Source organism: Nostoc sp. (assembly GCF_036917555.1).
Lineage (GTDB): Bacteria > Cyanobacteriota > Cyanobacteriia > Cyanobacteriales > Nostocaceae > Nostoc.
This window is the reverse complement of sequence record NZ_JBALDD010000008.1, coordinates 118217-143186: the sequence shown is the minus strand read 5'-3', so window position 1 is coordinate 143186 and position 24970 is coordinate 118217. Positions and strand designations below refer to the sequence as shown.

21 protein-coding genes and 1 pseudogene are annotated in these 24970 nt (G+C 44.5%); 15 read left to right on the top strand and 7 right to left on the bottom strand.

The window, feature by feature from the left end; genetic code table 11:
- From V7K60_RS03360 to V7K60_RS03310, 12 genes are all read left to right on the top strand, one after another.
- Entirely contained in the window at positions 1–2925 is a 2925-nt protein-coding gene (locus V7K60_RS03360) for a CHAT domain-containing protein (protein ID WP_334922933.1), read from the top strand.
- 42 nt (positions 2926–2967) lie between these two features.
- On the top strand, positions 2968–4968 hold the full coding sequence (locus V7K60_RS03355; protein ID WP_334922931.1) for a hypothetical protein: 2001 nt from the start codon (positions 2968–2970) through the stop codon (positions 4966–4968).
- Positions 4969–4970: 2 nt separating this feature from the next.
- Positions 4971–5771: a hypothetical protein gene (locus V7K60_RS03350; protein ID WP_334922929.1), complete on the top strand. Its 801-nt coding sequence runs from the start codon at positions 4971–4973 to the stop codon at positions 5769–5771.
- 3 nt (positions 5772–5774) lie between these two features.
- Positions 5775–9683 (top strand): nSTAND1 domain-containing NTPase, encoded by a 3909-nt coding sequence (locus V7K60_RS03345; protein WP_334922928.1) that lies wholly within the window; start codon positions 5775–5777, stop codon positions 9681–9683.
- 12 nt (positions 9684–9695) lie between these two features.
- Complete coding sequence (locus V7K60_RS03340) at positions 9696–10559, top strand: DUF928 domain-containing protein (protein ID WP_334922926.1); 864 nt, start codon at positions 9696–9698, stop codon at positions 10557–10559.
- A gap of 291 nt (positions 10560–10850) precedes the next feature.
- Entirely contained in the window at positions 10851–11246 is a 396-nt protein-coding gene (locus tag V7K60_RS03335) for a helix-turn-helix domain-containing protein (RefSeq protein ID WP_334922925.1), read from the top strand.
- Positions 11247–11352: 106 nt separating this feature from the next.
- A complete protein-coding gene (locus tag V7K60_RS03330) occupies positions 11353–11661 on the top strand; it encodes a transposase (protein ID WP_334922923.1) in 309 nt (102 codons plus the stop codon).
- Positions 11633–11833: a transposase gene (locus V7K60_RS35045; protein ID WP_442944329.1), complete on the top strand. Its 201-nt coding sequence runs from the start codon at positions 11633–11635 to the stop codon at positions 11831–11833. The genes V7K60_RS03330 and V7K60_RS35045 overlap by 29 nt, the downstream gene beginning before the upstream one ends.
- Positions 11834–12173: 340 nt before the next feature.
- Positions 12174–12494 (top strand): hypothetical protein, encoded by a 321-nt coding sequence (locus tag V7K60_RS03325; protein ID WP_334922921.1) that lies wholly within the window; start codon positions 12174–12176, stop codon positions 12492–12494.
- 85 nt (positions 12495–12579) lie between these two features.
- Positions 12580–12879 (top strand): hypothetical protein, encoded by a 300-nt coding sequence (locus V7K60_RS03320; RefSeq protein WP_334922920.1) that lies wholly within the window; start codon positions 12580–12582, stop codon positions 12877–12879.
- Between the two features lie 15 nt (positions 12880–12894).
- Entirely contained in the window at positions 12895–13068 is a 174-nt protein-coding gene (locus tag V7K60_RS03315) for a hypothetical protein (protein ID WP_334922918.1), read from the top strand.
- A gap of 9 nt (positions 13069–13077) precedes the next feature.
- Positions 13078–13215: a hypothetical protein gene (locus V7K60_RS03310; RefSeq protein ID WP_334922916.1), complete on the top strand. Its 138-nt coding sequence runs from the start codon at positions 13078–13080 to the stop codon at positions 13213–13215.
- A 39-nt stretch (positions 13216–13254) separates the two neighbouring features.
- On the opposite strand, the gene V7K60_RS03305 is transcribed toward V7K60_RS03310, so the two are convergent.
- Positions 13255–13617: a hypothetical protein gene (locus V7K60_RS03305; protein ID WP_334922915.1), complete on the bottom strand. Its 363-nt coding sequence runs from the start codon at positions 13615–13617 to the stop codon at positions 13255–13257.
- Between the two features lie 257 nt (positions 13618–13874).
- Positions 13875–16259, bottom strand: a complete 2385-nt coding sequence (locus tag V7K60_RS03300; RefSeq protein ID WP_334922913.1) for an FAD-dependent oxidoreductase — start codon at positions 16257–16259, stop codon at positions 13875–13877.
- Between the two features lie 658 nt (positions 16260–16917).
- Between V7K60_RS03300 and V7K60_RS03295 the strand changes: the two genes are divergently transcribed.
- Positions 16918–17430 (top strand): hypothetical protein, encoded by a 513-nt coding sequence (locus V7K60_RS03295; RefSeq protein WP_334922911.1) that lies wholly within the window; start codon positions 16918–16920, stop codon positions 17428–17430.
- 88 nt (positions 17431–17518) lie between these two features.
- Here the strand turns inward: V7K60_RS03295 and V7K60_RS03290 are convergent.
- Both V7K60_RS03290 and V7K60_RS03285 read right to left on the bottom strand, forming a co-directional pair.
- A pseudogene (locus tag V7K60_RS03290) lies at positions 17519–17695 on the bottom strand (IS630 family transposase); the annotation flags it as partial.
- Positions 17696–17863: 168 nt separating this feature from the next.
- Entirely contained in the window at positions 17864–18700 is an 837-nt protein-coding gene (locus V7K60_RS03285; protein WP_334923034.1) for an NmrA/HSCARG family protein, read from the bottom strand.
- 160 nt (positions 18701–18860) lie between these two features.
- Here V7K60_RS03285 and V7K60_RS03280 point away from each other — a divergent pair, with 160 nt between their 5' ends.
- Positions 18861–19778 carry a LysR family transcriptional regulator gene (locus tag V7K60_RS03280; RefSeq protein ID WP_334922909.1) on the top strand — a complete coding sequence of 306 codons (918 nt, stop codon included), beginning with the start codon at positions 18861–18863 and terminating at the stop codon, positions 19776–19778.
- A 422-nt stretch (positions 19779–20200) separates the two neighbouring features.
- A complete protein-coding gene (locus tag V7K60_RS03275; protein WP_334922907.1) occupies positions 20201–20590 on the top strand; it encodes a hypothetical protein in 390 nt (129 codons plus the stop codon).
- Between the two features lie 69 nt (positions 20591–20659).
- Here V7K60_RS03275 and ptsP read toward each other — a convergent pair whose 3' ends face one another.
- From ptsP to V7K60_RS35040, 3 genes are all read right to left on the bottom strand, one after another.
- Positions 20660–23176: a phosphoenolpyruvate--protein phosphotransferase gene (gene ptsP, locus V7K60_RS03270; RefSeq protein ID WP_334922905.1), complete on the bottom strand. Its 2517-nt coding sequence runs from the start codon at positions 23174–23176 to the stop codon at positions 20660–20662.
- 61 nt (positions 23177–23237) lie between these two features.
- Entirely contained in the window at positions 23238–24434 is a 1197-nt protein-coding gene (locus V7K60_RS03265) for a hypothetical protein (RefSeq protein WP_334922903.1), read from the bottom strand.
- A gap of 162 nt (positions 24435–24596) precedes the next feature.
- Positions 24597–24773 carry a transposase gene (locus tag V7K60_RS35040; protein WP_442944332.1) on the bottom strand — a complete coding sequence of 59 codons (177 nt, stop codon included), beginning with the start codon at positions 24771–24773 and terminating at the stop codon, positions 24597–24599.
- Between the last annotated feature and the right edge of the window lie 197 nt (positions 24774–24970).

Below are 24970 nucleotides of genomic sequence, written 5' to 3'. Positions count from 1 at the left end.
ATGCAATTACCGCTTTTACGGCAGATGAAACGTTTATTACGATTCTTGGGTTTAGGAATTGGCACAACTCTATTGATTCTGGTTTTGAGCCTCATTTCTATTCCTAGTAATGCACAACTGATTCCAGTTCATCGCAATCCCCCAGATTTCGCCCCCCCTCTGTTTAAAGGGAGTGGGGATCTCGCTTCATCCACGCAAAGTAATTTCCCCGCTCAAGCTAGTCAATCAACCAGCTCTGCCCTTGATCTAGTACAGCAAGGTAAAACCAATTACCAGAAAGGGCAACTGGAACAGGCAGTTACCCTTTGGCAACAAGCAGCAGATGCCTTTGCCGCCCAAGGCGATCGCTTGCATCAAGCTATGACCCTAAGCTACCTGGCTCAGGCATATCAGCAATCAGGAAGATGGGATAAAGCCAATCCGGCGATCGCTCAGAGTCTGCAACTGCTGAAACAACCTACTCAGGGAGCGATCGCCGAACGGCTACATATTTGGGCAGAAGCGCAAACCATTCAGGGTAGCTTGCAATTAGACCAAGGACAGGCATCTGATGCCTTCACTAGCTGGCAACTCGCCGCTAATGCTTTTCAACAAGCAGGCGATCAAGCCGATGTCGTCCGTAGTCAAATCAACCAGTCCCAAGCATTAGTAACCCTCGGTCTCTACAAACGAGCGAATAACCTGCTGGAGTCACTGTATGAAAAACTGCCACCAGAAGAACCCCTCCAGCTGGCCATTCTGCTCAACTATGGCGAAACCTTGAGATTAGTTGGGTACTTACAACCAGAACAACTGGTGCAGCCCCAAACGTCGCCGCCATCCCAAAACTCCGCAGACGTTTTAGAGCTAGGGTTCAAACTGGCTCAAAAATTGCGTTCTCCCGTTGACATCACCAAAGCCCAGATTAGCTTAGGCAATACCTACCGCGCCATTTATCAACAGCAAAAACGGTTACAACCCAATCCATGTCCTCAGCAGAAAGTGCTAGCATACCGAAGCCAGGCGCTGAAATATTATCAGCAGGCAGCTCAAGAAACTGACTCCCCAACTAGCAAAATTCAGGCCCTATCCAATCAACAAAGTCTGCTGTTGGCAATTCAGTCTGATTCTAAATCAATTAATACTGATAATACCCAACAAACGCAGCAAGTTTTGGCGATCGCAGCCCAAATTCAAGGGCAACTCGATCGCCTGCCGCTCAGTCGGATAGCCCTTTATGCACAAATTCAACTAGCGCATAATCTGTTGCAGCTAGACCAGCTCCCATCAAAACTCAAAGACAGCAAAGCCAGCAATCAAGCCGCTCAACTTCTAGAAGTTGCAGTCAAACAAGCCCAAATACTAGGCGATCAAGCAGCGCAATCCTATGCGTTAGGTTATTTGGGTCAAGCCTATGCCCAACAGCAGCAAGGCAATGATGCCCTCAAACTCACAGCCCAGGCGTTGAGCCTCACAACTAAAGCGTTGAACCTGGCCAAAACGATCAATGCTCCCGAAATTGCCTATCGCTGGTTTTGGCAGTTAGGTCGTCTCGACCGGGCAAACAATCCAGAGCGGGCAATCAAGAACTACAATGAAGCCTATAACACCCTACAACTGCTCAGAACAGATTTGGTATTCGATAACTCGGATCTGCAATTCTCGTTTCAAGAACATCCGGTAGAACAAGCCTATCGAGAATTTGCCGATTTGCTGCTGCAACCTCAAATTGGGGGAGCAAAAGAACTCCAAGAGACAAAAGGGGCAGATGATACAAATCTGCAAAAAGCACGTGAGGTCATGCGATCGCTGCAAACGACCGAATTGCAAAACTTCCTTCAGCAACCCTGTGCCGAAGCAAGCTTGCAACAGCTTGACAATATTATGGATAAGCCCAATTCTCCGACCGCGATTCTCTCTCCGATCATCTTTGGCGATCGCATTGAGGTGATTGTTAGGCTACCTAATAAAAAGCTGTTCCACTATCCTCCAACCTATTTATCTGAAGCAACCGCTAAGGCTACGATCAGCCAATTTCAACGCGATCTGCAAGAGTCTTATACCTTTGATGATGTCAAAGGGAACGGGCAGAAGATTTACGAATGGCTGATTAAGCCTGCCGAGAAACAGTTAGAAAGCGCACACATAAAAACGATTGTTTTTGTTCTGGATGGGCCCTTCCGTAACATCCCGATGACTGCGCTTTATGACGGAAAGCATTATCTGATTGAAAAATATGCGGTTTCGGTTTCTCTAGGATTGGATTTGAGTGATCCTAACCCACTCCCGAACAAGGACTTAAAAGTATTGGCGGCTAGCCTCGCCAATCCTCCGTATAAATATGGGGACAAGTTTAAGTTTGCCAAATTAACCTATGTAAAGGAAGAGTTGGATGCGATCCAAAAAACGATGGGAGTCGCAGCGACTCTGATTCGGGATGAAAAATTTACCCGCGATTTGTTCAACCAAAAATTCAATGATTCTTCCTTTCAAATTGTTCACCTCGCTACCCACGGACAGTTTAGCTCCAACCCTCAGGACACTTTCATCTTAACCGCAGCCAGCAAGCAATTTCTCAATGGCAAAGTCCGGTTGAAAGATTTTGATGAAATGTTCCGCACCCGCGTTCTCAATCGAACCGATGCCATTGAACTGCTGATCCTGAGTGCCTGTGAAACTGCTTCCGGTGACGATCGCGCCACCCTGGGAATTGCCGGAGCGGCTGTAAAAGCTGGTGCGCGGAGTGCGATCGCTTCCTTGTGGAGCTTAGATGACGAATCCAGTCAAACGTTTATCAAAACCTTCTACAAGACCATCACTCAGCCCCAGAAAAGTCGCGCCGAAGCCCTGCGTCAAGCCCAACTGGCATTATTACAAGCACAGGATGGTCCCTATACCCACCCCCGCTACTGGGCACCCTTCCTGCTGGTCGGAAACTGGCTCTAGCCCATCTTTAGCCCCATCTAAAATGACTCATGGAGGACGCGAATGCTCAAAGAACATCTCTATTTCAATGGTATCAATGGTGCGACTGGTGAGTATCTCCTCCCACCACTGACTCCTGAGCAAGTCGCTAAAATTGCTCAGGGCGAAAAATTTGATCCAGCCCACCTGAGTGAACTCCAGCGTAAATACCGCCACGTTAAAGGGTTAGAACCAGATTTTGCCCCGATCGAGGGCGTTGATCCCAAAAATTTGGCAGAAACTGGCTGGGGGGTAATCTTTGCTTTTGACCCAGAGGCAAAAGGTCCCAATCCAGCCATTAAGGAAGCGCTGCGGGAATTATTAGAGCATCGGCAAACGCAGGCAACCCAGAACAACGAGAAATACTACCAGGAATACCTCTATCGTCCCGGTGAATCAAAAAATAAGTTTTTAGCCCGGTATGGCGTCGGGCCAGGACCCGCCGATCCGGACAAAATGCCATATTACTTACTGATCGTGGGCGATCCTGAAACCATTCCCTATCGCTTCCAGTATCAACTTGATGTACAATATGCCGTAGGTCGAATTTGCTTCGACAAACCCCAGGAGTATGCCCAGTATGCTCGTAGTGTGGTACAAGCGGAAACGGCTCACTTTTCACTACCGCGTCGCGCGAGCTTTTTTGGCGTCTGCAATCACGAAGATAAAGCCACACAACTGAGTGCTGCTCATCTGGTTCAACCCCTAGCCGAATGGATCGCTCAAGAGCAACCGGGCTGGGAGGTGCAGTCAATCCTTAGAGAAGAAGCTACTAAAGCCCGCTTAGGCGAGTTACTAGGTAAGAATGCCACCCCAGGATTACTGTTTACCGCCAGTCATGGGATGGGATTTCCCAACGGAGATATTCGCCAAGCTTCGCATCAGGGCGCATTGCTTTGTCAGGATTGGCCAGGTTCGCAGTGGCGCAGTGCAATTCCAGAAGACTTCTACTTCTGTGCAGGTGATGTCGGTGACGAAGCGCGATTGCTCGGTTTAATTGCCTTTCACTTCGCCTGTTACGGAGCGGGCACACCCAAACTGGATGACTTTGCCCATCGAGGCAACCTGGCTACAGGAAACAGTACCGAACGATTAGCGATCGCTCCCCAAGCGTTTGTCGCCCGCCTGCCCCAGCGACTACTCAGCCATCCCCAAGGCGGCGCACTGGCGGTGATTGGCCATGTGGAAAGAGCCTGGGGTTACTCTTTTTCCTGGCCAGACATTCCCGGCTATGAACAATCGCGCCGACAATTAAGCGTTTTTCAAAGTACATTAAAGCGCTTACTCGAAGGACATCCCGTGGGGTCGGCGGTGGAATATTTCAACGAGCGCTATGCCGAGCTTTCCTCCGATCTGAGTGCCGAGCTAGAAGAGATCAATTTCGGCAAGGATGCCGATGCTTTGAGTTTAGCAAGGATGTGGACAGCTAATAATGATGCCCGCAGCTATGCCGTCATTGGTGATCCCGCAGTGCGGTTGGTGGTGGGAAATCAACCCTTTAATGCTTTTGAACGTCCCACCATTGAACCAGTCTTCCTACTGGCAACACCATCCCCAGAAGCTTTAGCAAAGGAGTCTGTGAGCATGATCGAAAAGGTAACGATAACCGAGTCTACGGTACAAGATTACGGCTTGTTTGATGCTCCTGCCTTGAAGCAAACCCAGCAACGATTGATGGATGCGCTGCAACAGTTCTCTGATCAACTGAGTAAATCCTTACAAAAGGCGATCGATGAAACTTCCAGCCTGGAGGTGTCCACCTACACCAGTGATGATCTCAGTGGTGTGCATTATAACCAATCGTCTAAACAATTTGAGGGAACAGCAAAACTCCAAGCACTGACCCGCATTAATCTCAACGGAGATACCTTTGTCTGCTTGCAGGAAAAGGAGGGCAAGCTGGATGAAACTCTGGGGAAAATCCACCAAGAAGCTGTTAGTCAAGCTCGAACCCATCGAACTGAACTGCTCAAGATAACGGTTTCCACCGTAACTGACTTACTGAAAGTGTTTAAGGTGGTGTAATTGTGAATTGGAGCCGACAATCACCTGTTTTTGAACTCATTGATCCAACCCTGGCAGAAACCATACCAGATGTGATCGGCTTGTGGGCAACTAATCCTGGAACAGCAGATACAGCCGTTACTTTTACATTGAATTCCCAGACAGTTGTAAATGCGCCTTTATGGCGAGCCAATTTCCCCTCGGATCTAAGCAAGGCAACCTTACACCTGACCCATAGCGAAGAGATACTCAGCCAATCCCAGAAAGCACTAGTAACAGCAATTGAGCGGGTGCATCGGCTAATTCACACCATCGCTTCTGAGTCTGATCTAGCCTTCGATCTGCCCTCAGTTGGCGAGGCACAAGCACAGCCTGAACGTGAATTGTTGGCAAATCTGCAAGCGATTCAAAAACCAGATATGCTCACCAGTTTTAAGATTGGAGAAGAGATTGCTGGGTTCTCACATCAGACATTTGAGCAGTTCCAACCCTTCATAGAACGATTGTTGCAGGTAGTCGCCGATTATGCCTGGGTAGAAACCCAGGTAGAAGGTCGAACCCTGGCACGAACTTCAGTTGGTTGGTTAAGCGATGTTAATAGCATCTGGCAAACAGGATTGAGTACCACACAGGTCAGCCTACATCAACGCACATTGTCTCTAGCTTTGGCTTCCAGAGATGCTTTATTGCAAATTTTCCGTATCGCAATTCAAACTGCGCTCAAATTATCTGTCCTTGTGAGTGTGCCAGGCGGACTGATCTTGGTGCTTCCAGTGGCATGGCAATTTATCGATCGGGTAATGACTCAATTAAGGGAAGGTTGACCCATGAGCATATTTGAGATTGCTATCCAGAGACAGTTTGAGGATGCCTGGCCAGTTGTGGTCAAATTTAGATCCGAAGATGGGTTAACCACCCACGCAGAAGGCACTTTTCGGTTCAGTGCCGATGAGTTTAATCAGTTGATCGAGCTACAAGACGAAGCAGAAGAATATGGCACACTCTTGGGTAAACGGCTGTTTCAAGAAGAGGTCAGAGATGCCTTAATCACAGTTCGCAGTAAGACTCCACGCTATCTCAGGGTTTTGCTCTCAATTGAAGTAGACAAAAAAGATCCCTTGAGAACCCTGCATTGGGAAAGGCTCTGCGCCCCCATTGAGTCTGGTGCTTGGAATCATTTAGCCCTTGATCAAAAGTTGCCCTTTTCCCAATATATTCCAACGAGTATTGATCGCCGCTTTCCCGCCATCGGGCGGCGCGACCTGCGGGCACTCATACTGGTGGCTTCACCAAAAAATTCAGAGCAATTCAAATTAGCCCCTTTCAATGTCGAGACAACTGTAGCAGGTGTGAGATCGGCGTTAGGACAAATTCCCTGTGATGTGCTGGCGAATCAGGTTGATGAGGCAATCGGTGCGCCCACACTTGACCAACTCTGTGAACAATTAACCAACGCTCAACAACCCTACACCTTGCTCCATATTGTCTGCCACGGCAGACTGATGACAAATGACGAGGGTGGTGATACTGTTCTCTACTGGGCAACCGCTAACAATCAAGTAGAGCCAGTACCTGGAAAAGAATTACTGAAACGGCTGCGTCAAATCGGCGGGAAAAATGGACTGCCTCACTTGACCTTTCTCTCTACTTGCGAGAGTGCTGACCCCAGAGCAGAAGGAGCATTAGGAGGATTAGCCCAGCGATTGGTGCGAGACTTAGCCATGCCTGCTGTGGTTGCGATGACCCGTAAGGTCAGTGTTAAAACCGCGTTGGAGCTGGGTCAGCGTTTTTATCAACGACTGAGAGAGTTAGGTGAAGTAGACTTGGCGCTACAAGAGGCAACAGCCGGACTGGGAAGTCGCCGTGATATTGTCGTTCCAGCTTTGTTCAGCCGCCTGGGGGAACGGCCCTTGTTCAGCGATCACCTGAAAGGTCGAGAGCTGACTGATGCAGAAATCGAGTTTGGCATCGCAGAGTTTAGAAAGCTAATTGATGATCGTGCTCCCAAAGCCACAAAGCTAATAGAGAGTTTCAATCTACAGATCCAGACCCTGAAAACTTTTCGGGGAGCCGAATCTAGCACTGGTCTGGATAAACGTAAACAGGCACAAAAAGAACTTAACTATCTCTGCGAGCAGGTGCTTGAAATTAGCTTTGATGCCTTAGCTGCCCTGGGTAAAGAACCCCCGGAATACAAGGCTGAATGCCCTTTTCCAGGCTTATCCTCCTTTGGCGGAGCAGAATATCACAAGTTTTTCTTTGGCCGGGATGATCTGATTAAATCGCTCCAAAAGGAACTAGTTAAAGACAATTTCTTAGCCGTGTTAGGCCCTTCAGGTAGTGGTAAGTCTTCAGCCGTGTTAGCCGGGTTAATTCCGCAACTCCAGCAGCAAGAGCCAGCCTTAAAGTTAGCCTATCTGACACCAAGCAGCGAACCCTTGGCTCGACTAGAAGCCAGCCGAACCAGTGTATTAGGTGAGTCTGCTGTGTTTGTGGTCGATCAATTTGAAGAACTGTTCACCCTCTGCACCGATGAAGACAAGCGAAATTCTTTCATCGATCGCCTGTTGGATCTAGCCCAACAGCAAAAAGTTATTGTTACCCTACGGACAGATTTTTTGGGTGAGTGTACTCGTTACCGCAAATTAAGTAAGCGGATCGAAAATCGACAAAAATTGATTGGTCCGATGGAATCGGCTGAATTGGGTAAAGCGATGAAAATGCAGGCAGACCAGGTGCTGCTGGAGTTTGAAACGGGTTTGAGTAATGCCATTTTAGCTGAGGTTGAGGGTGAACCAGGCGCGATGCCGTTGCTGCAATACGCTTTGCAGCAGCTGTGGGATCGGCGGCGGGGACGATGGTTGTGCTACGACGAATACAATGCGATTGGGCGAGTGCGTCTGGCGATCGCCACCACTGCTGACGAGTTCTGCAAGAAGCTGACACCGAATGAACAACAACAAGTCAGGCACATTTTCGAGCAGTTAACCCGTGTCGATGAGGATTTTGACCTGTCGAATCAGGAGGATCAACCTAAGGATACACGCAGGCGAGTCACACGCAATCAACTGGTCACTGAAAGTAGTGATCTAAATCAAACCAGGAACCTAGTGGCAAAATTAGCCAATGCCCGATTAGTGATCACCAAGGGCAATGAAGTAGAGGTTGCCCATGAAGCCCTCATCCTCCACTGGCCGCTGTTACAGAGGTGGTTAACCGAAAGCAGACCTCGCCTCAAACTTCAGCAGCAGCTTCGACCCACGATTAAACGATGGCAAGAAAGTCAGGATGACGGGGAATTGTTGCGCGGTGGGTTATTGCAAACAGCCACAGCCTATCTAGAGGAGGCTGCCGATGCCTTCAGCCAGGATGAAAAAGCGTTTATTCAAGCTAGCCAAGAGTTGCCCCGCCGTAAACTAAAGCTTCCTACTGTACTAAAGACAGGCTTTGCAGTGGCAGCTGTAGTCGCAGTGGTACGTATTCTGGGAATCATGCAGCCTTTAGAATTAGCTGCTTACGATCAAATGATGCGGCTTAAACCCAGTGAAGGGCAAGATAAACGATTCTTGATTATTGCAGTCAATGACAATGATATTCTGCAACAAGGCAACCGTAATGAGGAAGGACAAAGCAGTGTTCTCAAAGATCCCTCTCTCCAAAAGCTTCTGAAGAAGTTGCAGAAGGATGAACCCCGCGTTATTGGGTTAGATCTGCTGCGAGATTTCCCGGCTAGAACAAAGGAATTAGCTGCCCTCTTGAGCGAGAACAAGCATTTAGTTGGTATATGTACATCACCAGAAGGCACCAACAGTCAGGTTGGTCAAAGATATCCTGTAGAAATAAGAGACCAAATTTCAGAGCGCGTGGGCTTTAGCAATTTTATAGACAGTGATGTTACGCGCCGTCAACCTTTGCTCAATCCAGTCATAGAGGAGAAATTTTGTCCTACGGAATATTCTTTTAGCTTTGCGATCGCCCGTCGCTATTTAGAGACAGAAGAGAAAGCTAAACTATACCAACCTTTTGCTAAACTGCAAGGAAAATATGCTGGGGATTTACAATTTGGCAATACTTCTATAAAACTACTCAAAGGTCTTGCTGGAGGGTATCAAGGGGATCTATTTGAACCTAAGACAGCCCAGCTATTACTTAATTATCGCTCTTATGAGGGGAATCCCAAGAATTTTGCTGAAAAGATCAGTCTTGAAGATTTTCTGCGCTTAGATGACAAGATTTCGGAGCAAAAGGTTAAGGATAAGATTATCATCATTGGTGCTGATAGCGAGGTCAGTGCAGACTATGTACCTACGCCTTACGGCTCATTAGCAGGATCAATCATTCAGGCGCAAATGGTCAGCCAGATTATCAGCGCAGTATTAGATAAACGTCGATTAATTTGGTGGTGGCCTGTTTGGGCTGACGTGCTTTGGATCGGTGTCTGGTCTTCAGTGGGTGCGCTAATTGTTTGGCGATTTCGACAACTCATGCAATGGGTGATCGGTACAGCCTCTCTTGCAAGCCTGGTAGGTATGTGCTATGTCATCTTTGCCTATCAGAGTGGCTGGATACCCCTTGTACCAGCTATCTTTGCTCTCATAGGTACGGCTGGAGTTGTAGCTTTCAAGACATTTAGACTTCGACAAGGCAGTTCTAGAAGCAAGATAAATGGTGCTATAAGTCCAGGCTTAATGACTGTAGGCAGCCTTACAAATCTTTTCCGCAACCGTACTAATTAACAACAGATCATTATGATTTTTACTAAATTACTGTCCTGGATCAGTATTGTTATTTATACCGTCACTTTTTTTCTTAGTAGTTTCGCTATGTGGGTTCCACCAGCACAGGCAGATTGTTTCTTTATTGTTTTCTGTTCCTCCAGCAAGAGTAGTTTCAGGAGTAAAGGCGGGGTCAGGCGGGGACCCTGCGCCACCGCCGAAGAATTTGAATCTTTAATTGCCCTTGCGCCTGAAAGAAAGCTGAAATCAGACCTCATATCTACAGAAAAAGTGGGACAAACAGTTCAGGGTTATCCAACATTTTGGTTTTATGTTCCTCCTTACGGGTCTTCAGTAAAATCAGCAAAATTTGTGCTGTTAGATGAAAATAGACATCTTGTTCAAACCCCTATTTATGCTCAACTTCCTTCGCCTTCAGAAGTTGATGCCCAACTTCCTCAGCCTTCAAGAGAGTCTCAAAATCTAGGTATTATTGCCGGATTGACATTGCCAAGCAAAGCAAAAGCCCTGGAAGTTGGCAAACAATATAGTTGGTATTTCTCGATCCTGTGTGATTTTGAAAAGCCGTCCAGAAACCCTGAAGTGACTGGACAGATTCAACGAGTTCTTCCAGGCCCACTGCCCAGGGTTCCAGAACCCGCTTATATTGTCTATAACGATACTTACACAGGGCATCGTGACATTAAAAATATTAAAAATGTGGTGTTTTATGATACTGTGAACCAGTTGATTAAAAAACGCCGCACCTATTTATCTGACTGGAACACTCTACTGAGTAAATTAGATAATATTCACAGTTCTAGTTCTGTTGAGATAGTTGAATTGAAGATTCTGGACGAGATTCCAAAAACCTGTGATTCTCTGCCTATCTCATAGACATTTCCGAAAAGAATCAAAGCGTTTGTCAATACCTTCGCCAATTTACGAGGCTTAGGAATAGTATTTATCTGAGTAAATACTGAGGCATGAGCGCATAAAGCTAACCAAAATAATGCAAAATTAATCTCTTTAATTTTGAATTTGAGCGAAACGAATGGTGCGTTGCTGCAAAGCAAAGCGAGGGTAGCCCCAGTGTTGGGTTGCCAGCCTGCTGATCTATAGCGGTTCCTAGTTGAGTGCAATACAGCATGGGATAATGGAGTATATTAACGTCTAAGTACTCGTGAAATGAAACCTTACTCCTGTGATCTGCGTCAGAAAGTGATCAATGCACATACTAATCAAGAAGGCTCTCAACGAGAATTGGCAAAAAGATTTAGCGTCAGCTTGAGTTTTGTTCAAAGTTTACTCAGGCGATATCGTAACAGTGGAACAGTTGAGGCAAAGCCTCACGGAGGAGGTCAAAAACCGAAGCTCAATAATGAGCAATTAAGATTGGTAAAATTATTAGTAGAGTCAGATAATGATGCTACTTTGGTTGAATTGTGTGAGCGATTAGAACAGAAGACTCTCTTAAAAATAAGTCGTTCCACAATGGGCAGAATCACCCAAAAGCTGAATTTGACGCGTAAAAAAAAACATTGCACGCCAGCGAAAAATATACAGAACGAGTCCAAAAACTAAGAGCAGAGTATTGGACAACTATTGGGGAAATAAACTTAGCAGACTTGATATTTATCGATGAGGCCGGAGCGGAGCCGGAGACGCTCCGCCTCCGGTTAACATCGCCATGACTAGGCACTTCGCTCGTTCGCCCCAAGGTAGCCGTGCTTATGGTGCTCGTCCTGACGGACGTGGAAAAAATGTGACGATGATTGGAGCAATGTCAACAGAAGGTATCGTTGCTGCTATGACTTTTACTGGTGGTACTAATAAGTCAGCATTTGAAACCTATGTTACTCAGGTTTTAGTTCCAAATCTTTGGCCTGGGGCAAGTGTAGTCATGGATAACTTCAGTTCTCATAAGGTTAAAAGCATCAAGGAAGCTTCTTGTTGCTGTTGGGGCCCGTTTGGTATATTTATCACCTTATTCTCCTGATTTTTCGCCAATTGAGAACTGTTGGTCAAAGGTGAAAGAGTTTCTGCGAGCGCAAGCTGCTAGAACGTACCAAGAATTAGATCAAGCCATTACAAATGCCCTAGATGCAGTAACTAAAAAAGACATTATTGGATGGTTCACTCACTGCTATTACTATATTGCACCCAACTGAGAACCGCTATATTTAAGATTCAAAAGATTGGCAGATGGCTAGAGTCTATATTTATTGTAAATTCAAGGGTTTAAGACCCCTACATTCATATGTAGCATCAGTTTCAGTTGGGGTTTAAATCCCCGTCTAAAATGTCTTTAATTTTGAATTTTGAATTGTTAATGCAGTTCTAGCAATCGGCTACTTCCAAATAGATCACTTGATTGCAAGGTTGATTCCAAAAGGCGATCGCTTCTCTTCAAGACGTGCAAGGGACGCCCCTACGCAACTACTCATAACAGTGAAAATCTATCTGCAATTGAGTTTGAGCAAATGCCACTGACCTAAAAGGGTGGAATTCATGCCTAAACCACCTTCTAAACGCAAAAAAGCCGCCTCTGCTGCATCTACCGATTCAACTTCAGCAGCTAGCTCTGTAAACGAGGATATCTCCCACCAATTAGCTCCAAGTTTAGCAACGATTACGGTTACGGCTGTTGAAGTTCCAAAATTAACTGAGCAGGAACAAAGTGATCGCCTGCATCTAGAGCGGAAGGTGGAACGGGCGTTTTTTCAAGCAGGGAAGGCATTTACCGAATTACGCGATGGGCTACGCCCTGCCGTAGGCGATCGCAGACCGTACTGTTTGACGCACAAGACATTTGAAGATATACTGTCGTGATCGCTTTGGTTACAGTCGACGACAGCCTTACTTTTTGATGAACGCAGCTATTGTTTTTGATAATTTGCTTGAAAAATGTGATCCAATGGATCACATTTTGCCGACTAGCGAACGCCAAGTCAGACCCATGACAAAGCTGGAACCTCAACAACAGTATGAAGTGTGGCTAACGGCAGTGGAACAAGCTGGTGGGAAAATGCCAACTGGTAGAATCGTCAAAGACGTGGTGCAAAGGATCATGGAGAGAACCAAACTACCCAATACCTACCAAATCAGCGAAGTGTGCCAAATCCTTGTTAAAGACAATCCCGATCTGAAAGGGAAAGGAGGATGCTGGGGCATCGTTAACCAAGTGGGCGAATTCAGTTGTACAGTCATAATGTAGGATGGAGAATACACTGTGAGAATCGACCAGCTGAAGCCACTGAACTACTTGGAGTCGGAATGTCAGCAGATGCAACAGATTAGCGATCGCATCAGTAGGCTACGGGAAAATGAGAATTTAGAAGAAGCTGCCCGTGCCATGTTGAAGTACTTGGGTGAGTTGAAGCGCTCGTATTTGACTGCGGTGTAAGAGAAACTGTTGAGTTTGGGATTTTCCCAACTCGTAATTCGCTCATGTCTGGGTGGTAATGCCCAGCTTCCTTCAGTTTCTGGTATCCAAGCAACTGTACTGTATCCGTATCCAGGAGTGATGGGACGACCTCCTCTTCCACCTTGAGTATAATCCTCGTAGGTTCTTTCTCTTAGCGTCGGTGCATCAGGTCTTGACCCTTATGGTATGGTCTCCTGTGAGGATAATACGTTCTTGTTTTGGTATATTTTTGCTATATAGTCCCATCAGCTTGTGGCGCTGTGGTCTTGTATCCTGTATTGCCTCATAGATACTTGACCATTGACGACGGAATACTGGACACATTGATAAATCCCCCAGGCTGTACACGTTGCGTGGATGCAAAATTGCATCCATTAGTTCAAATGTTGCATCCTTTGCCCGATATAAACATTCGTATCCTGCTTGACGGAATTCCCAAAGTTTGAGCAAAAACATCCATAACGGTAGATGAAAATTGGTTGTGCTTTTTTCATCTTCAGTTACTGGGGTGCTTGTGATTACAGGCATCCTTTCATTTTTTGCACAGCTACTGCAAACGCGATCGCTCTCTTTTAGTGCTAAAGTCCAGTAAATACATTTAGGACACCAAGCCTAAAACAGATTCCGTCGCTCTCAAAGAGTGTCAAACAAAAGAGAGTTGTTTGTTCCCTTGTTCACCTCGGTCTGCTAGAGAAGCTCAAAATGCACTGAAATTTACTCATTTAGGCGGTAATTTTTCGGTTCTTAACTCAAACACTCCTGTAAAAACAGTTTCTTTCGGGCTGCTAGAAAAAATCTTTCTTAATATTGTAGAAATTAGTAGAATTGGCTACCTGATATTCCTCTTGAAGGATTGAAAAGTCATGATGGCTCAAAACAATAGCAATGGCAACATCCCTCATACTTTGTGATTTTTCCAATCTCTCTCCCAAATAAATCTGCCAATAAACTTCCACATCACTTTCGAGAACTGGCTTCTCAATTTCTGTAACAACACCATTCTGCTTTGGATGAATCGAGGAAGCACTGTACTTCCACTCATTTCTATCCTTGAGAATGATATCAGGCGAATCACCAATCTGTAATTGGAGATGTAACTCGTTTAGACGTATCCCCTGATATATGTAAAACATTCTTGATACAAGCGCTTCAGGGGGGCTTGCAGCTACTTCCATTAGAATCGCTTCTTCGCTACTTTCAGGTAGCAATAAATCAATATTGAGTACACCATTTTTAGGGTAATCGTGTTCTAAACTTTCTAACACATAACTTGAAAATTGCCAGAGTTTCTGAAATTCTGGTTCTTCTTCTCTAACAATAATATTGCCGATTTGATGACCATAAATGAACTCATCATTAGGTCGATAGTGCTTGCAAGCAGCGAAATAACAAGGCTGACCATTTTTCATGACAACACTTGTATTGTATAACTGACCTCTAATGAATTCATTCAACTCAAATTCTGAATCTGAATCTACATTGCTTTCACACCAAGCTTTCAAATCATCAACAGTATAGATTCTTCTGGTTTTTTCACTTCCGACTCCGATAACTGGTTTGATAAAGATGTGATTACCTAGCTCATCTAGAACAAACTTTAAGTATGAAGCTGGCTCTTTACGGTATTGGTCTTGAGCAAAAATCAGATACTTGGGCACCCGAATCAGGGAATTTTTGAGGGCAGATTTGAGGTAACTCTTATCAGTAAACTGCTGGATCATCGTTGGGCGATCGCCTGGCAGATTTAGAGCTTCACGCAACTGTGCAGTTAACAGCACTGAATACTCATCGTTGGTGACAATCCGGCAGTTGTCATCTAATAGTTTATAGTCAGTCTTAATCTGTTGATAGGTTTGGAACAGATTTTGTAAATTATAAGGTTCTACAATCTGCACAATAGACAAGTACTGATACTGGGAGGGTACAACCTCACTGAGTCCTCGCCTACTACAGAGTAAAACTAGATTTATATTATCTGAGCAGATATGCCTAAAATCAGTTTTGCTCAGAAGCATATCATGTAGCACAAAGACAGTCTGCTTATTGCTATCTATCTTACTACTATGCAAAGCAACTGGATTTGCCGACTCGCAGAGCATTTGTTGTACTAACTGGACAATTTCTTGTGAACATCCCCATGACAACGTTACGCCTGACCCTCCATGTCCATAATTATAAAATATGTGTGTGTTTAAAACTCTTTCCACACAAACATTTTCTGATGTTAATGGTCGTAAACCAGTCCTAACAGGCTCCTTCTCATCTAGCGGGAGTTCTTTTAATTCCGGTAGAAACTCTAAACAACCATCATACATCTGTCGAATAATCGGAACTTCAAGAGATAAGTCTGTACCCCATTGGTCTTGCTGTGTTAATCCTCCCAAGACCACAAAATCATCCCCTCTAGGAACTATAAAAATGATGTCTTGCTCATTTAAAGAAGATTCTTCATGGGAAATGCAATGAGCATCCTTCACAACTTTCCCTAGATTCTTAACCCTGACAAGTGCGCCCCTCACGGGATACATGGAACTATCCCCTGTAGTTGCTATTGAACCTAGCCCAGCACAGTTAACAATTGCCCTTGCATTAAAACGGCTAAGTAGCTCCTGTTCGTTTTGAACTACATTGACAGTGATTTTCTCTTGGATAATCTCACATCCAATATCCTTTACATATTGAAGTAACCAATTCATGTAAACATCGGTGTTTGTCATCGGAGCCATATGTTTATAAGCATCTTTTATACCCCCTTTAAAATTCAAATCAATCGTTTTTTTGACAATATGCAAACCTCTTTCAAATCCATCAACTTTATCCTTCAACTCATTCATTTTCTGAAGGTCAGCAGGTCGATTTTCTAAAACATCCAAAAAATAGAAATACCCGTCCCTCAAATAAATCCCTGTTTTTTCTGAACCAAACTCTGTGTGTATTTTCTTGAATTTATTATAGGTAGTCATACACCAGTCTTTAGAGCGTTCCAGCGATCTGGGAGATCCATGACGACCACAGACTGCTGGTGGCCATTCCCATAATGCACCTGCCACAATAGAGGTTAAATCTGGGGCAAAACGATCTGCAACAATCACAACATTAAAACCTGCCTCTCTCAGACATATAGCGGTTGTTAGACCACTGACTCCTGCTCCAATTACTAAAATGTTCATATCATTCTCCAGCAATGGGTTGTTCATTAAAGGTTATCTCGATTATTTGTACTACAAAATAAATGCATTCTTTGGCACATTAATAATATTAATTCGGGCGCTTTTGGGCTGACGCAGCCTTAAGTAATTCTTAGCATTTGACATTTGCTGCTACAAGAATTATTTATCAATAGTTTCTGGTTAAAAACTAAGTATAAGCAGTATTAATAATTGAGAAAATGAGTGGCTGTCTTTGAGTACTAGCTCAATGATGGATGAATGAGCTTCTTAGTACAATATTTAATAAATTTGTGACGAATTGAGCAACCTACTGGTTAGGCTTTAAGAGACTCGATAAGGCTACGAACTTGTAAATTTCTTACTTAGAGTATGTCTGTAAAGTAAGAAAGTCTCCCAATACACCACTCATCACTCTAATAGCCTACATCAGCAGTGCTTTCGGCAATAAAAGAGAAAACCAATTGGGGAAGCGATGAACTACGACTGCTAGGGCAAATTCAGCAGAGTTCAACTTCAACCTTCGACTAGCTTCAATCAACACCTTGCACACTGACTATATAAAAGTAGAAGGCGAAATATTGTTATTGGCAGCCAAGGTGGGGGGAGGATGTTAAAGCTAGATTAAACTAAGAGTATGAGAATTGGTATTTTCGAGCAGATGACAGTTAATAATGGATTGATTCTTACGCTCTTTATTCTGATTATAACCCTGCTAGCTCTTGGCTATGGTTTTGGTGTGAAAGCTCAACGTTTACCCTTTACGGCAGAAATTGGGTTTAACCAGCAGCAATGGCAATTTCTGCGATGGTGGGTCAAGTTAGCCTTGGTTGCTGGAGTTTTGTTACCGATGTGCTTGTTAGCTCTGGCTTGGAAACAACCATCTTCATGGGTATTTTGGGGAAGTTACCTGTTGATAGTCGCCGTACAACTCATATCTGAACGTGTTTTTAGTCGCTCCCTAGTGCCAAGTATTGTTGTACCTATTGGCTTTTTCTACACAGCTTTTCGGTTGTGGCAACTGCTGGATGGATTCACACAATTAACATTTTCCTATTTAACATTATTGAGTTTTGGCGTTGTTGTCTTGTTTTGGGTTGCTAACTTAATAATGTTAATGGTGATGGCCATTCCAACAATTTTTAAAGGTTCGGAGTCAATTTCACAATCTTGATTTTGATGAAAAATTTTTACTGCCTAATTGAAAGCTGTGTTTCGTTGTATATCTGTTGTGCTTTTAATTTGCCCAAATAGCATTTACCTTATTTTTTTATCTTTCTTCCCCACTTAATAATAAGCTCTCCATCATTTAAGAGTTTATTTAAAGTAGATTTTCATTCGCACACTGATTGAAATAGTCTATGTGCGATGTATTCTTTACATCGCACATAGACTATTTTGATTAGATTAAAGTCAGGACTATAAGCGGATAGATATTCTCAAACAATATTGATCAAATAATCGTCTATAGTATCTAACTTTTAGTTCTGAGAGGGCTTGCTCAATTACAGAAGCTGGCAACAGTTCTTTAAAAGGTAATCCCAGAGATGAATCGAATTTATCCTTGAGGATTTGTACTCCAACGTCCAAGGCAGTTTCAGCGAGTTTTACCAGCCGCGATCGCCCAAATACGATTCAATGCCCGTCAGCTTAGAAAACTCACGTTGTAACTGCACCAAATCTGCTGCGTAGCCAATCCGCTCAAACCAGCGATACATAATGGTCACTTCCTCCCCGGCTTGCTGCTCAAACGCTTCAAACGGAATTTGCTGGTATTCGACGGTTTTGCCCAACACGCGGCTGAACACGGCAGCGATTTCTGGCATGGTCATCTCCACACTGGCGACTTCGATTTCGCGGTTCAAGAACTCGGCGGGGCGATCGAATACCTCAGTGACCATTGCCCCGTAATCTTCTTCAGAAAGTTGCTGCAATTTTGTTTCCGGACTGAGCGGTTGGGAGAGCGTGCCCTGCTCCACCATTGGACGCATCGAGGCGTAGTTGTAAAAGAAGAAAACCGGACGCATGATTGTGTAGGGCAAGCCCAGCGATCGAACGTACTCTTCGACTTGAAACTTACTGTCGAAATGGGGAATGCCCGTGTTGCGTTCGGCGCTGCCCACCGAACTGTAGACGAAATGCTGGACACCTGCCGATGAAGCTGCGTCTGCAACGGTTTTGCCATCTCGGATCTCGGCTGATAATCCGCCTTCTTTGAGAAAAGTCTGCAATGAAAAAACCCCATAAGCACCTTGCAGAGCGCGATCAAGGGACGCGCGATCGCTGAAATCTCCGGCGACGAGTTCTGCCCCCGCTTGTTGGAGTGCATGGGCAGCGGGCTTGTTTGGATCGCGCACAAAGGCACGTACCTTGAAGTTACCGCGCTTTAAAAGATGACGCGCCACTGCCCCGCCCTGATTGCCCGTGGCTCCGGTGACTAAGATAATTTGTTCTGCGGTTGTTTGCTGTGTTATGTCTGTTTTTTTAATGCTGTTTGTGTATTTGAAATTTATCTTGTCTAAACAGTAGTTTGTACAGAAAAAAAGAAAAAGTAGTTAAAATTCAAAACAGTTGTGCAAAATATTCAAATATGCGTTTGGGTTAATGGACAAGCTCAAAAGCCTGATGATTTTTATCCGCTCCGCTCAATATGGCAGCTTTTCGGAGGCAGCACGACAGTTAGGTATGGCTCCTTCAGCCGTGAGTCGAGCCGTATTGCGCTTGGAAGATGACTTGGGGGTGCGCTTGCTCCAGCGAACAACTCGCAGTTTGACGCTGACCGAAGATGGCAACCGATTTTATCAACGCTCTCAGCAAATTCTCAACGATTTGGAAGAAGCCGAACTCGAAGTCAAACAATCGCAATCAATGCCGCTCGGAACATTGCGGCTCGATCTGAGCTTTGTGTTTGGCAAAATACATATCGCTCCGGCTCTGCTGCAATTTGTCACACAATATCCAAAGCTAAATCTGAATGTTTCTTTTAACGATCGCGTGATCGATCTGATTGAGGAAGGCATTGACGCGACAGTACGGATTGGAATGAGCAGTGATAGCCGTTTAATCATGCACCATCTGGCAACTGCACGCTACATCACTTGTGCCTCGCCGCAGTATCTCGCCCAGTATGGCACGCCCACAACACCCACAGAACTTTTGCAGCATCGCTGTGTCAACTTTATTTATCCACAGACTGGGCGAGAGCCTAAATGGAAGTTTGAACAAGATGGAAAAGCGATTGACCTTTCTGTTGAGAGTTATCTGCGATTCGATAATTCAGAAGTCATTTTAGAGGCGGTGATTGGTGGAGCCGGTGTAGTTCAATTTCCCAAATTTATCGCAGCCAAAGCGATCGCGCGTGGAGACCTCCAACCAATTCTTCAATCCTACGCGACCCAAGTTGGATTACCGATCTCCGTGTTGTACCCGCAAAAACGCTATCTCTGTGCTAAAGTTCGCGTCTTTGTTGAGTTTATGACAGAATTGATGGCTGCATTAAAGCGAGTTGATATTGTAGATTGAAAGCTATTTATTTAGGGACAGTGGTTGCGTTAAGTCCATTGCTTTTCCCTTTTGCCTTATTGCCCAAAGATTTCTCTCTCATGACATTGACAAACTCCTTACTCTTGTGGAATGAATCAGCCCTGCCTTTTTAAGGGGAGGGTGCGCGATAGCGCGGGTGGGGTATTTCTGTACCTCACCAAGTTGAAATCTGCTGTATCAAATAAAAACAGCCCTGCCCTTATACCATTTCACAAAATACTTGATACAAATGATTTGTCACTAACTCTTTCACCCTGCTCCCTGCCCCCCTGGTGCCTATTTCTATCAACTTGAAAATGAAATAGTATTACCAAGGGTAGATGCCACGGCACTGGGATTGTTTTTATGCGTCTTCATAAAGAATTGGTATAAATCCTAAAAATAATTAATTGGAGAACAACGTGAAAATAGCGATTATTGCTAAAACATTAATTACATCTATAGGTTTGTTAACTTTGTTTGCCCCAAGTCAAGCATCGGCTCAACTGATACCGCAACCTTGGGTTTCAGTCGGTGGAAAAGATGGTGATATCACTTATGCTGTCGGAGCTAGGGCTTTGAATTTCGGGGTTGAGGTAGGAACTGGCCCTGATGGTGCTACGGGAGTAGATGTTTTAAAATTTATCAATTTGCCTGTAATTTCACCTTATGTAGGAGTTGGACTTTATTCAGAGGATAAAGGCGTTGCAGTTTCAGGTGGCGTTCAGGTAGGTGCTACTAATAACGTTTTTGTTGGTGCTGGTTACAATTCTATTCGTGGCTTTAATGGGCAACTGGGAATAAGATTTTAACTAATTCCTAATTCGTAATGACGTTCGCACAGTATCTCGGAGAGAGCGTCATTATCAATTACGAATTAATTATGCAGGGGGAGTAACTGAAGTTGAGATTAGTTCTCTAACATACTCTGCGGAATCTTGTTGTAATGCTGATACCGCGATCGCTTCACTTTCAACTATACTTAACCTAGCGATCGCCTGCTTCACTCTAGGTATACTTTGAGGATTTACGCTCAACTCATCCAGCCCTAAACCTAATAAAATTGGTGTTGCTAAAGTCTCTGCTGCCAATTCTCCACATAATCCTACCGAAATTCCCGCTGCATGGGCAGCTTGGACAGTTTGCTGCACCATTCTCAACACGGCTGGATGTAGCGCATCAACCAAATTTGCCACGCGGGGATTAGTGCGATCGCTAGCCATAACGTACTGACTCAAATCGTTAGTCCCTATACTAAAGAAGTCTACTTCAGCAGCTAACTGATCGGCGATCGCTACTGCTGACGGAACCTCCACCATAATTCCTACTTTCATCGCTGCATCAAAGGAAATACCAGCTTGATTTAGTTCAGCCTGCACTTCACCCAAAATTACCTTAGCTGCACGCACCTCTGTTACCGTAGAAATCATTGGCAACATAATTTTAATTTGGTGTCCGACACTAGCTCTCAAAATTGCCCGTAACTGAGTTTTGAACAAATCCAAATGATCTAAACAGAAACGAATTCCCCGCCAACCTAAAAAAGGGTTAGCTTCTCTTAACCCTATTCTGAGATAGGGAAGCGGCTTATCACCACCAACATCGAGGGTACGAATAATTAGCGGACGATTATCTAAAACTTGAGCGATCGCCTGATACACTGCTAATTGTTCTTCTTCAGTCGGGGCACTTGTTCGGTCTAAATACAGAAACTCAGTGCGGAGTAGTCCCACACCTTCTGCACCGCTAGCCACAGCAACTTGCACATCATTTATACTACCAATATTGGCGAAAATGCTAACTTGCCGACCATCACGAGTAATCGCTGGCTGATGTGCCGTAGCTAGTGCTTCTTGTTGGGCAGTTTGCCAAGCTTCTTGCTTTGCTGCCAGTAAATCCAAGATGTCTGATTCTGGTTCTACCCAAGCTTTGCCACTTTCACCATCAAGTGCCATCAGTGTACCATCAGCCAAGTGTAACACCTGGGCATCTACTCCCAAAACTGCCGGAATACCCAATGTCCGGGCGATAATTGCACTGTGGGAAGTGGCGCTACCAGAAGTTGTACAAATTCCCAACACCTTTGTCGGATCTAGTCCAGCCGTATCTGAGGGGGTTAAATCAGTCGCCACCAAAATCGCCGGTGACTCAAGATGCAGGTTAGCCGCAGCATTCCCAGTTAGTAATCGCAGCACTCTTCGCCCGACATCTACAACATCGTCAACTCGCTCTTGCAGATAAGAATCTTCAAGTGCGCGGTAGGAAGTCGCTACTTCATCGACTACAGCTTGCCAAGCTGCTTCAGCATTTATATGGTTGTCTAAAATGCGCTGATGAGCCGCTGACAACAGTACTGGATCTTCTAAAAATAGTAGTTGGGCATCAAAGATTGCGGCTTCAGCATCACCAATTTGTAGAGATGCTTGTGAGAAAACTGCTTGAATTTCTTGTCGGGCAGTGTTAATTGCTGCCTGTAATCTTTGCCACTCTACATCAGGATTGTCTACGTGGTATTCCGTAATAGCAACGTGAGTGGGTTGATAATGAACAACAGGTGCGATCGCTACTCCACCAGAAGCTGCAATCCCCGAAAGTTCGCCGTGAGTTGTTGGTGTAACTTCATGGTGAAATGCTGGTGGAGAATTCAAAGTAACATTATCTTCACCAAAGTTATTGGCGAATAATCCCTGTAATGCCGCTAGCGCCTCATCTGCATCAAAACCAGTGGCAGTAATCAGCAGTTCGTGTCCTTGACGCACCCCTAAAATTGTGACTTGGTTAATACTGTCACCCCTGACTAGCTCAGTATTTCTCGTTAAATTCCGCACCAGAATTTGGGATTGAAACCGGGCTGCGGTTGCGACAAACTGGGCTGCGGGGCGGGCGTGTAATCCTAAGCGATTGCTCACAATCAGCCGGATTTCTGGCGTTGACGATTCTATATTGGTTGTTATTGGGCTAACAACAGACAATGGTCTACTAACTACACCCAATTGAGTTGCTTTTGCTAAGAGTGCGCTGCGTGCTTCCGCCATAACTTGGTGAATATCTCCACCAGCCGCCGCCGCCACTACAGCAGCGATCGCGCCTTCTACTAGAGGTGCTTCACACAAATACACTTTCTCCTGCTGTGCTTCTGGCAGAAACTCGATTGCCATTTCGGCACTCAGCAAAGCACTACCCAAATCCATTAACACCAAGACACCATCATCAGAAAAAACAGAAGCGATCGCCTCATAAACCTGAATCGGATCAGTACCCAATGGATTTTCTGAATCTTCAATACCTGCTGCAACAGCAATGGGAACTTGGCCTTGAACCATCTGCGCGGCGAGTTCCCGCACACCCAAAGCTAGTTGTTTACTGTGAGAAACGATAACAATTGCGATCGCGGCCACACCGTCAACCTTGTTGAGAGGTTTGCGTTTAGCTAGTTATCCATTTCATTTTCCCATTCCGCTACAATTGCAACTGCCCGAAAATATTCCGGTCTTTCCAGCTAGAAATGCGAATAAAATAGCCTTCTTTTATGGAAATACGTGGTGTCCACTCATAAACTCCATCGCTAGCAGTACGGGAAGAAATGTTTTGGATAAGTTTGTTCCCATCGTACAACTTAATCGAGACATCACCGTCAAAATTATCCTGCCACAATATTAAAAAAGGTTGATCCTTCTTTGGAAGTACCTTACCAACTGGTTGAGCGATCAAGATTTTTGGCGCAACCTGATTTTTGCTTTTCTTACGGAATCCCAGATAATGGGGTAAATGTCGGAAAGTAGGATTTTCTTGCAGATTAGACAGTTGGGGAACAATAATGTTTCCCTTGTGGGAATTGAACAAATAAGTTGATTTACCGCCGTCAACGGTAATGATATCGCCTTTGACTCCTAATTTCCGTAATAAATCGGCTGCCTCATCCAGAGTTGCTTGGTTCACCGTCATAATCAATAACAACTCGTCACCTTTAATACCATCTTTGTTCAGAGTACTGATAACTTGATACTTATTCGCTTGGTTTTGGGCTAATACTTTCGCTGGATGATCGCTATATCGGTAAGTAACAATCGCATTCTTGACTGCTTTTTGGTTAAGAGGCACACCACTAGCTTGGTTGTAATCGGTAATATATGCCTGCTTATCATCCCAGACTAAAGTCTTGAGGCGAATATTACGATAATATTTATCTTTTGGCTTCTTGATTGGGCCATAGGGGCTAGTGCCACCAGTGATGACCACACCATTGAGTTTAATTGGAAAGGATAATTGAGTACTAGATTGATATTGCTCAAAGAAAGAACAATTAATCATCGAAAAAACGTTGTTTGCGTAAAGTTTCTGATATTCATCTGTAACTTCAGAAAACAACTTATTTGGGAAAAAAGGGCTGTAATGTCCACCTTCTCCTTGATAATATTTCCCTTCATTTAGACCCATATTATCTACCTCTTTGATAATTTGGTCTATGTGCATTTTGCGGAGTTCTATAACTTGTAAATATGCTTCGTTACCATTCGTTAATTGTTTTTTATATAAAGCTGCACCGTCTACAGCTTGAAGAGGCTGATAAGAAGATAGAGGGTTGAAAGTTTGGGCAATCCAAAAGCTACTCAGAATCGGCAGCAAAAAAAGCAATAAATTGATTAGAGCATTCATCGTCTTGCGATCGCAATTCCACAAAAAAATGGGTTTACGTCATTTTACCAACTTACCTGAATCAAAACCAACGTTGTTTGACATCATCGTTCCATTCTTCACAGATTGGTAATCGACTATTGCCTTGCTGGGGTTAGGTTCCCGGTTTTCCACAACACGCACCTATTGTTGTAGTTTATGCTTCATAGGTTCCCATATACGATCAATTCGCCATTTGCAGAAATAGTAGTAGACCGTTTGCCGCTTAGGAAAGTCATGAGGCAACATCCCCCATGCACAACCAGTACAAAGAATATAAAAGATGGCACTCATCACAGCACGTACGTTAACACGCCTGATTTTCAGAGGGTATAAGGCTTGATATGGCGATTCCCATTAAAGTTATATCGTAAGGTGTAGGGAACATGCCGTGCCCCTACGGATGTACTCTCTCAGGTAAAGGTTAGAGAAAACTGATAGGTTTTACGTCATTGCAACATCAGTACTTTCTGCCTTCTTTGTATCTGTTTGCCCTAGATAAGACTTTTTATGACTAA

Excerpts from the sequence above, each read along its gene's own strand:
- V7K60_RS03360 (WP_334922933.1), top strand. The coding sequence starts at position 1 with ATGCAATTACCGCTTTTACGGCAGATGAAACGTTTATTACGATTCTTG.
- V7K60_RS03355 (WP_334922931.1), top strand. The coding sequence starts at position 2,968 with ATGCTCAAAGAACATCTCTATTTCAATGGTATCAATGGTGCGACTGGT.
- V7K60_RS03345 (WP_334922928.1), top strand. The coding sequence starts at position 5,775 with ATGAGCATATTTGAGATTGCTATCCAGAGACAGTTTGAGGATGCCTGG.
- V7K60_RS03340 (WP_334922926.1), top strand. The coding sequence starts at position 9,696 with ATGATTTTTACTAAATTACTGTCCTGGATCAGTATTGTTATTTATACC.
- V7K60_RS03335 (WP_334922925.1), top strand. The coding sequence starts at position 10,851 with ATGAAACCTTACTCCTGTGATCTGCGTCAGAAAGTGATCAATGCACAT.
- V7K60_RS03330 (WP_334922923.1), top strand. The coding sequence starts at position 11,353 with ATGACTAGGCACTTCGCTCGTTCGCCCCAAGGTAGCCGTGCTTATGGT.
- V7K60_RS03325 (WP_334922921.1), top strand. The coding sequence starts at position 12,174 with ATGCCTAAACCACCTTCTAAACGCAAAAAAGCCGCCTCTGCTGCATCT.
- V7K60_RS03320 (WP_334922920.1), top strand. The coding sequence starts at position 12,580 with ATGGATCACATTTTGCCGACTAGCGAACGCCAAGTCAGACCCATGACA.
- V7K60_RS03305 (WP_334922915.1), bottom strand. The coding sequence starts at position 13,617 with ATGCCTGTAATCACAAGCACCCCAGTAACTGAAGATGAAAAAAGCACA.
- V7K60_RS03300 (WP_334922913.1), bottom strand. The coding sequence starts at position 16,259 with ATGAACATTTTAGTAATTGGAGCAGGAGTCAGTGGTCTAACAACCGCT.
- V7K60_RS03295 (WP_334922911.1), top strand. The coding sequence starts at position 16,918 with ATGACAGTTAATAATGGATTGATTCTTACGCTCTTTATTCTGATTATA.
- V7K60_RS03280 (WP_334922909.1), top strand. The coding sequence starts at position 18,861 with ATGGACAAGCTCAAAAGCCTGATGATTTTTATCCGCTCCGCTCAATAT.
- V7K60_RS03265 (WP_334922903.1), bottom strand. The coding sequence starts at position 24,434 with ATGAATGCTCTAATCAATTTATTGCTTTTTTTGCTGCCGATTCTGAGT.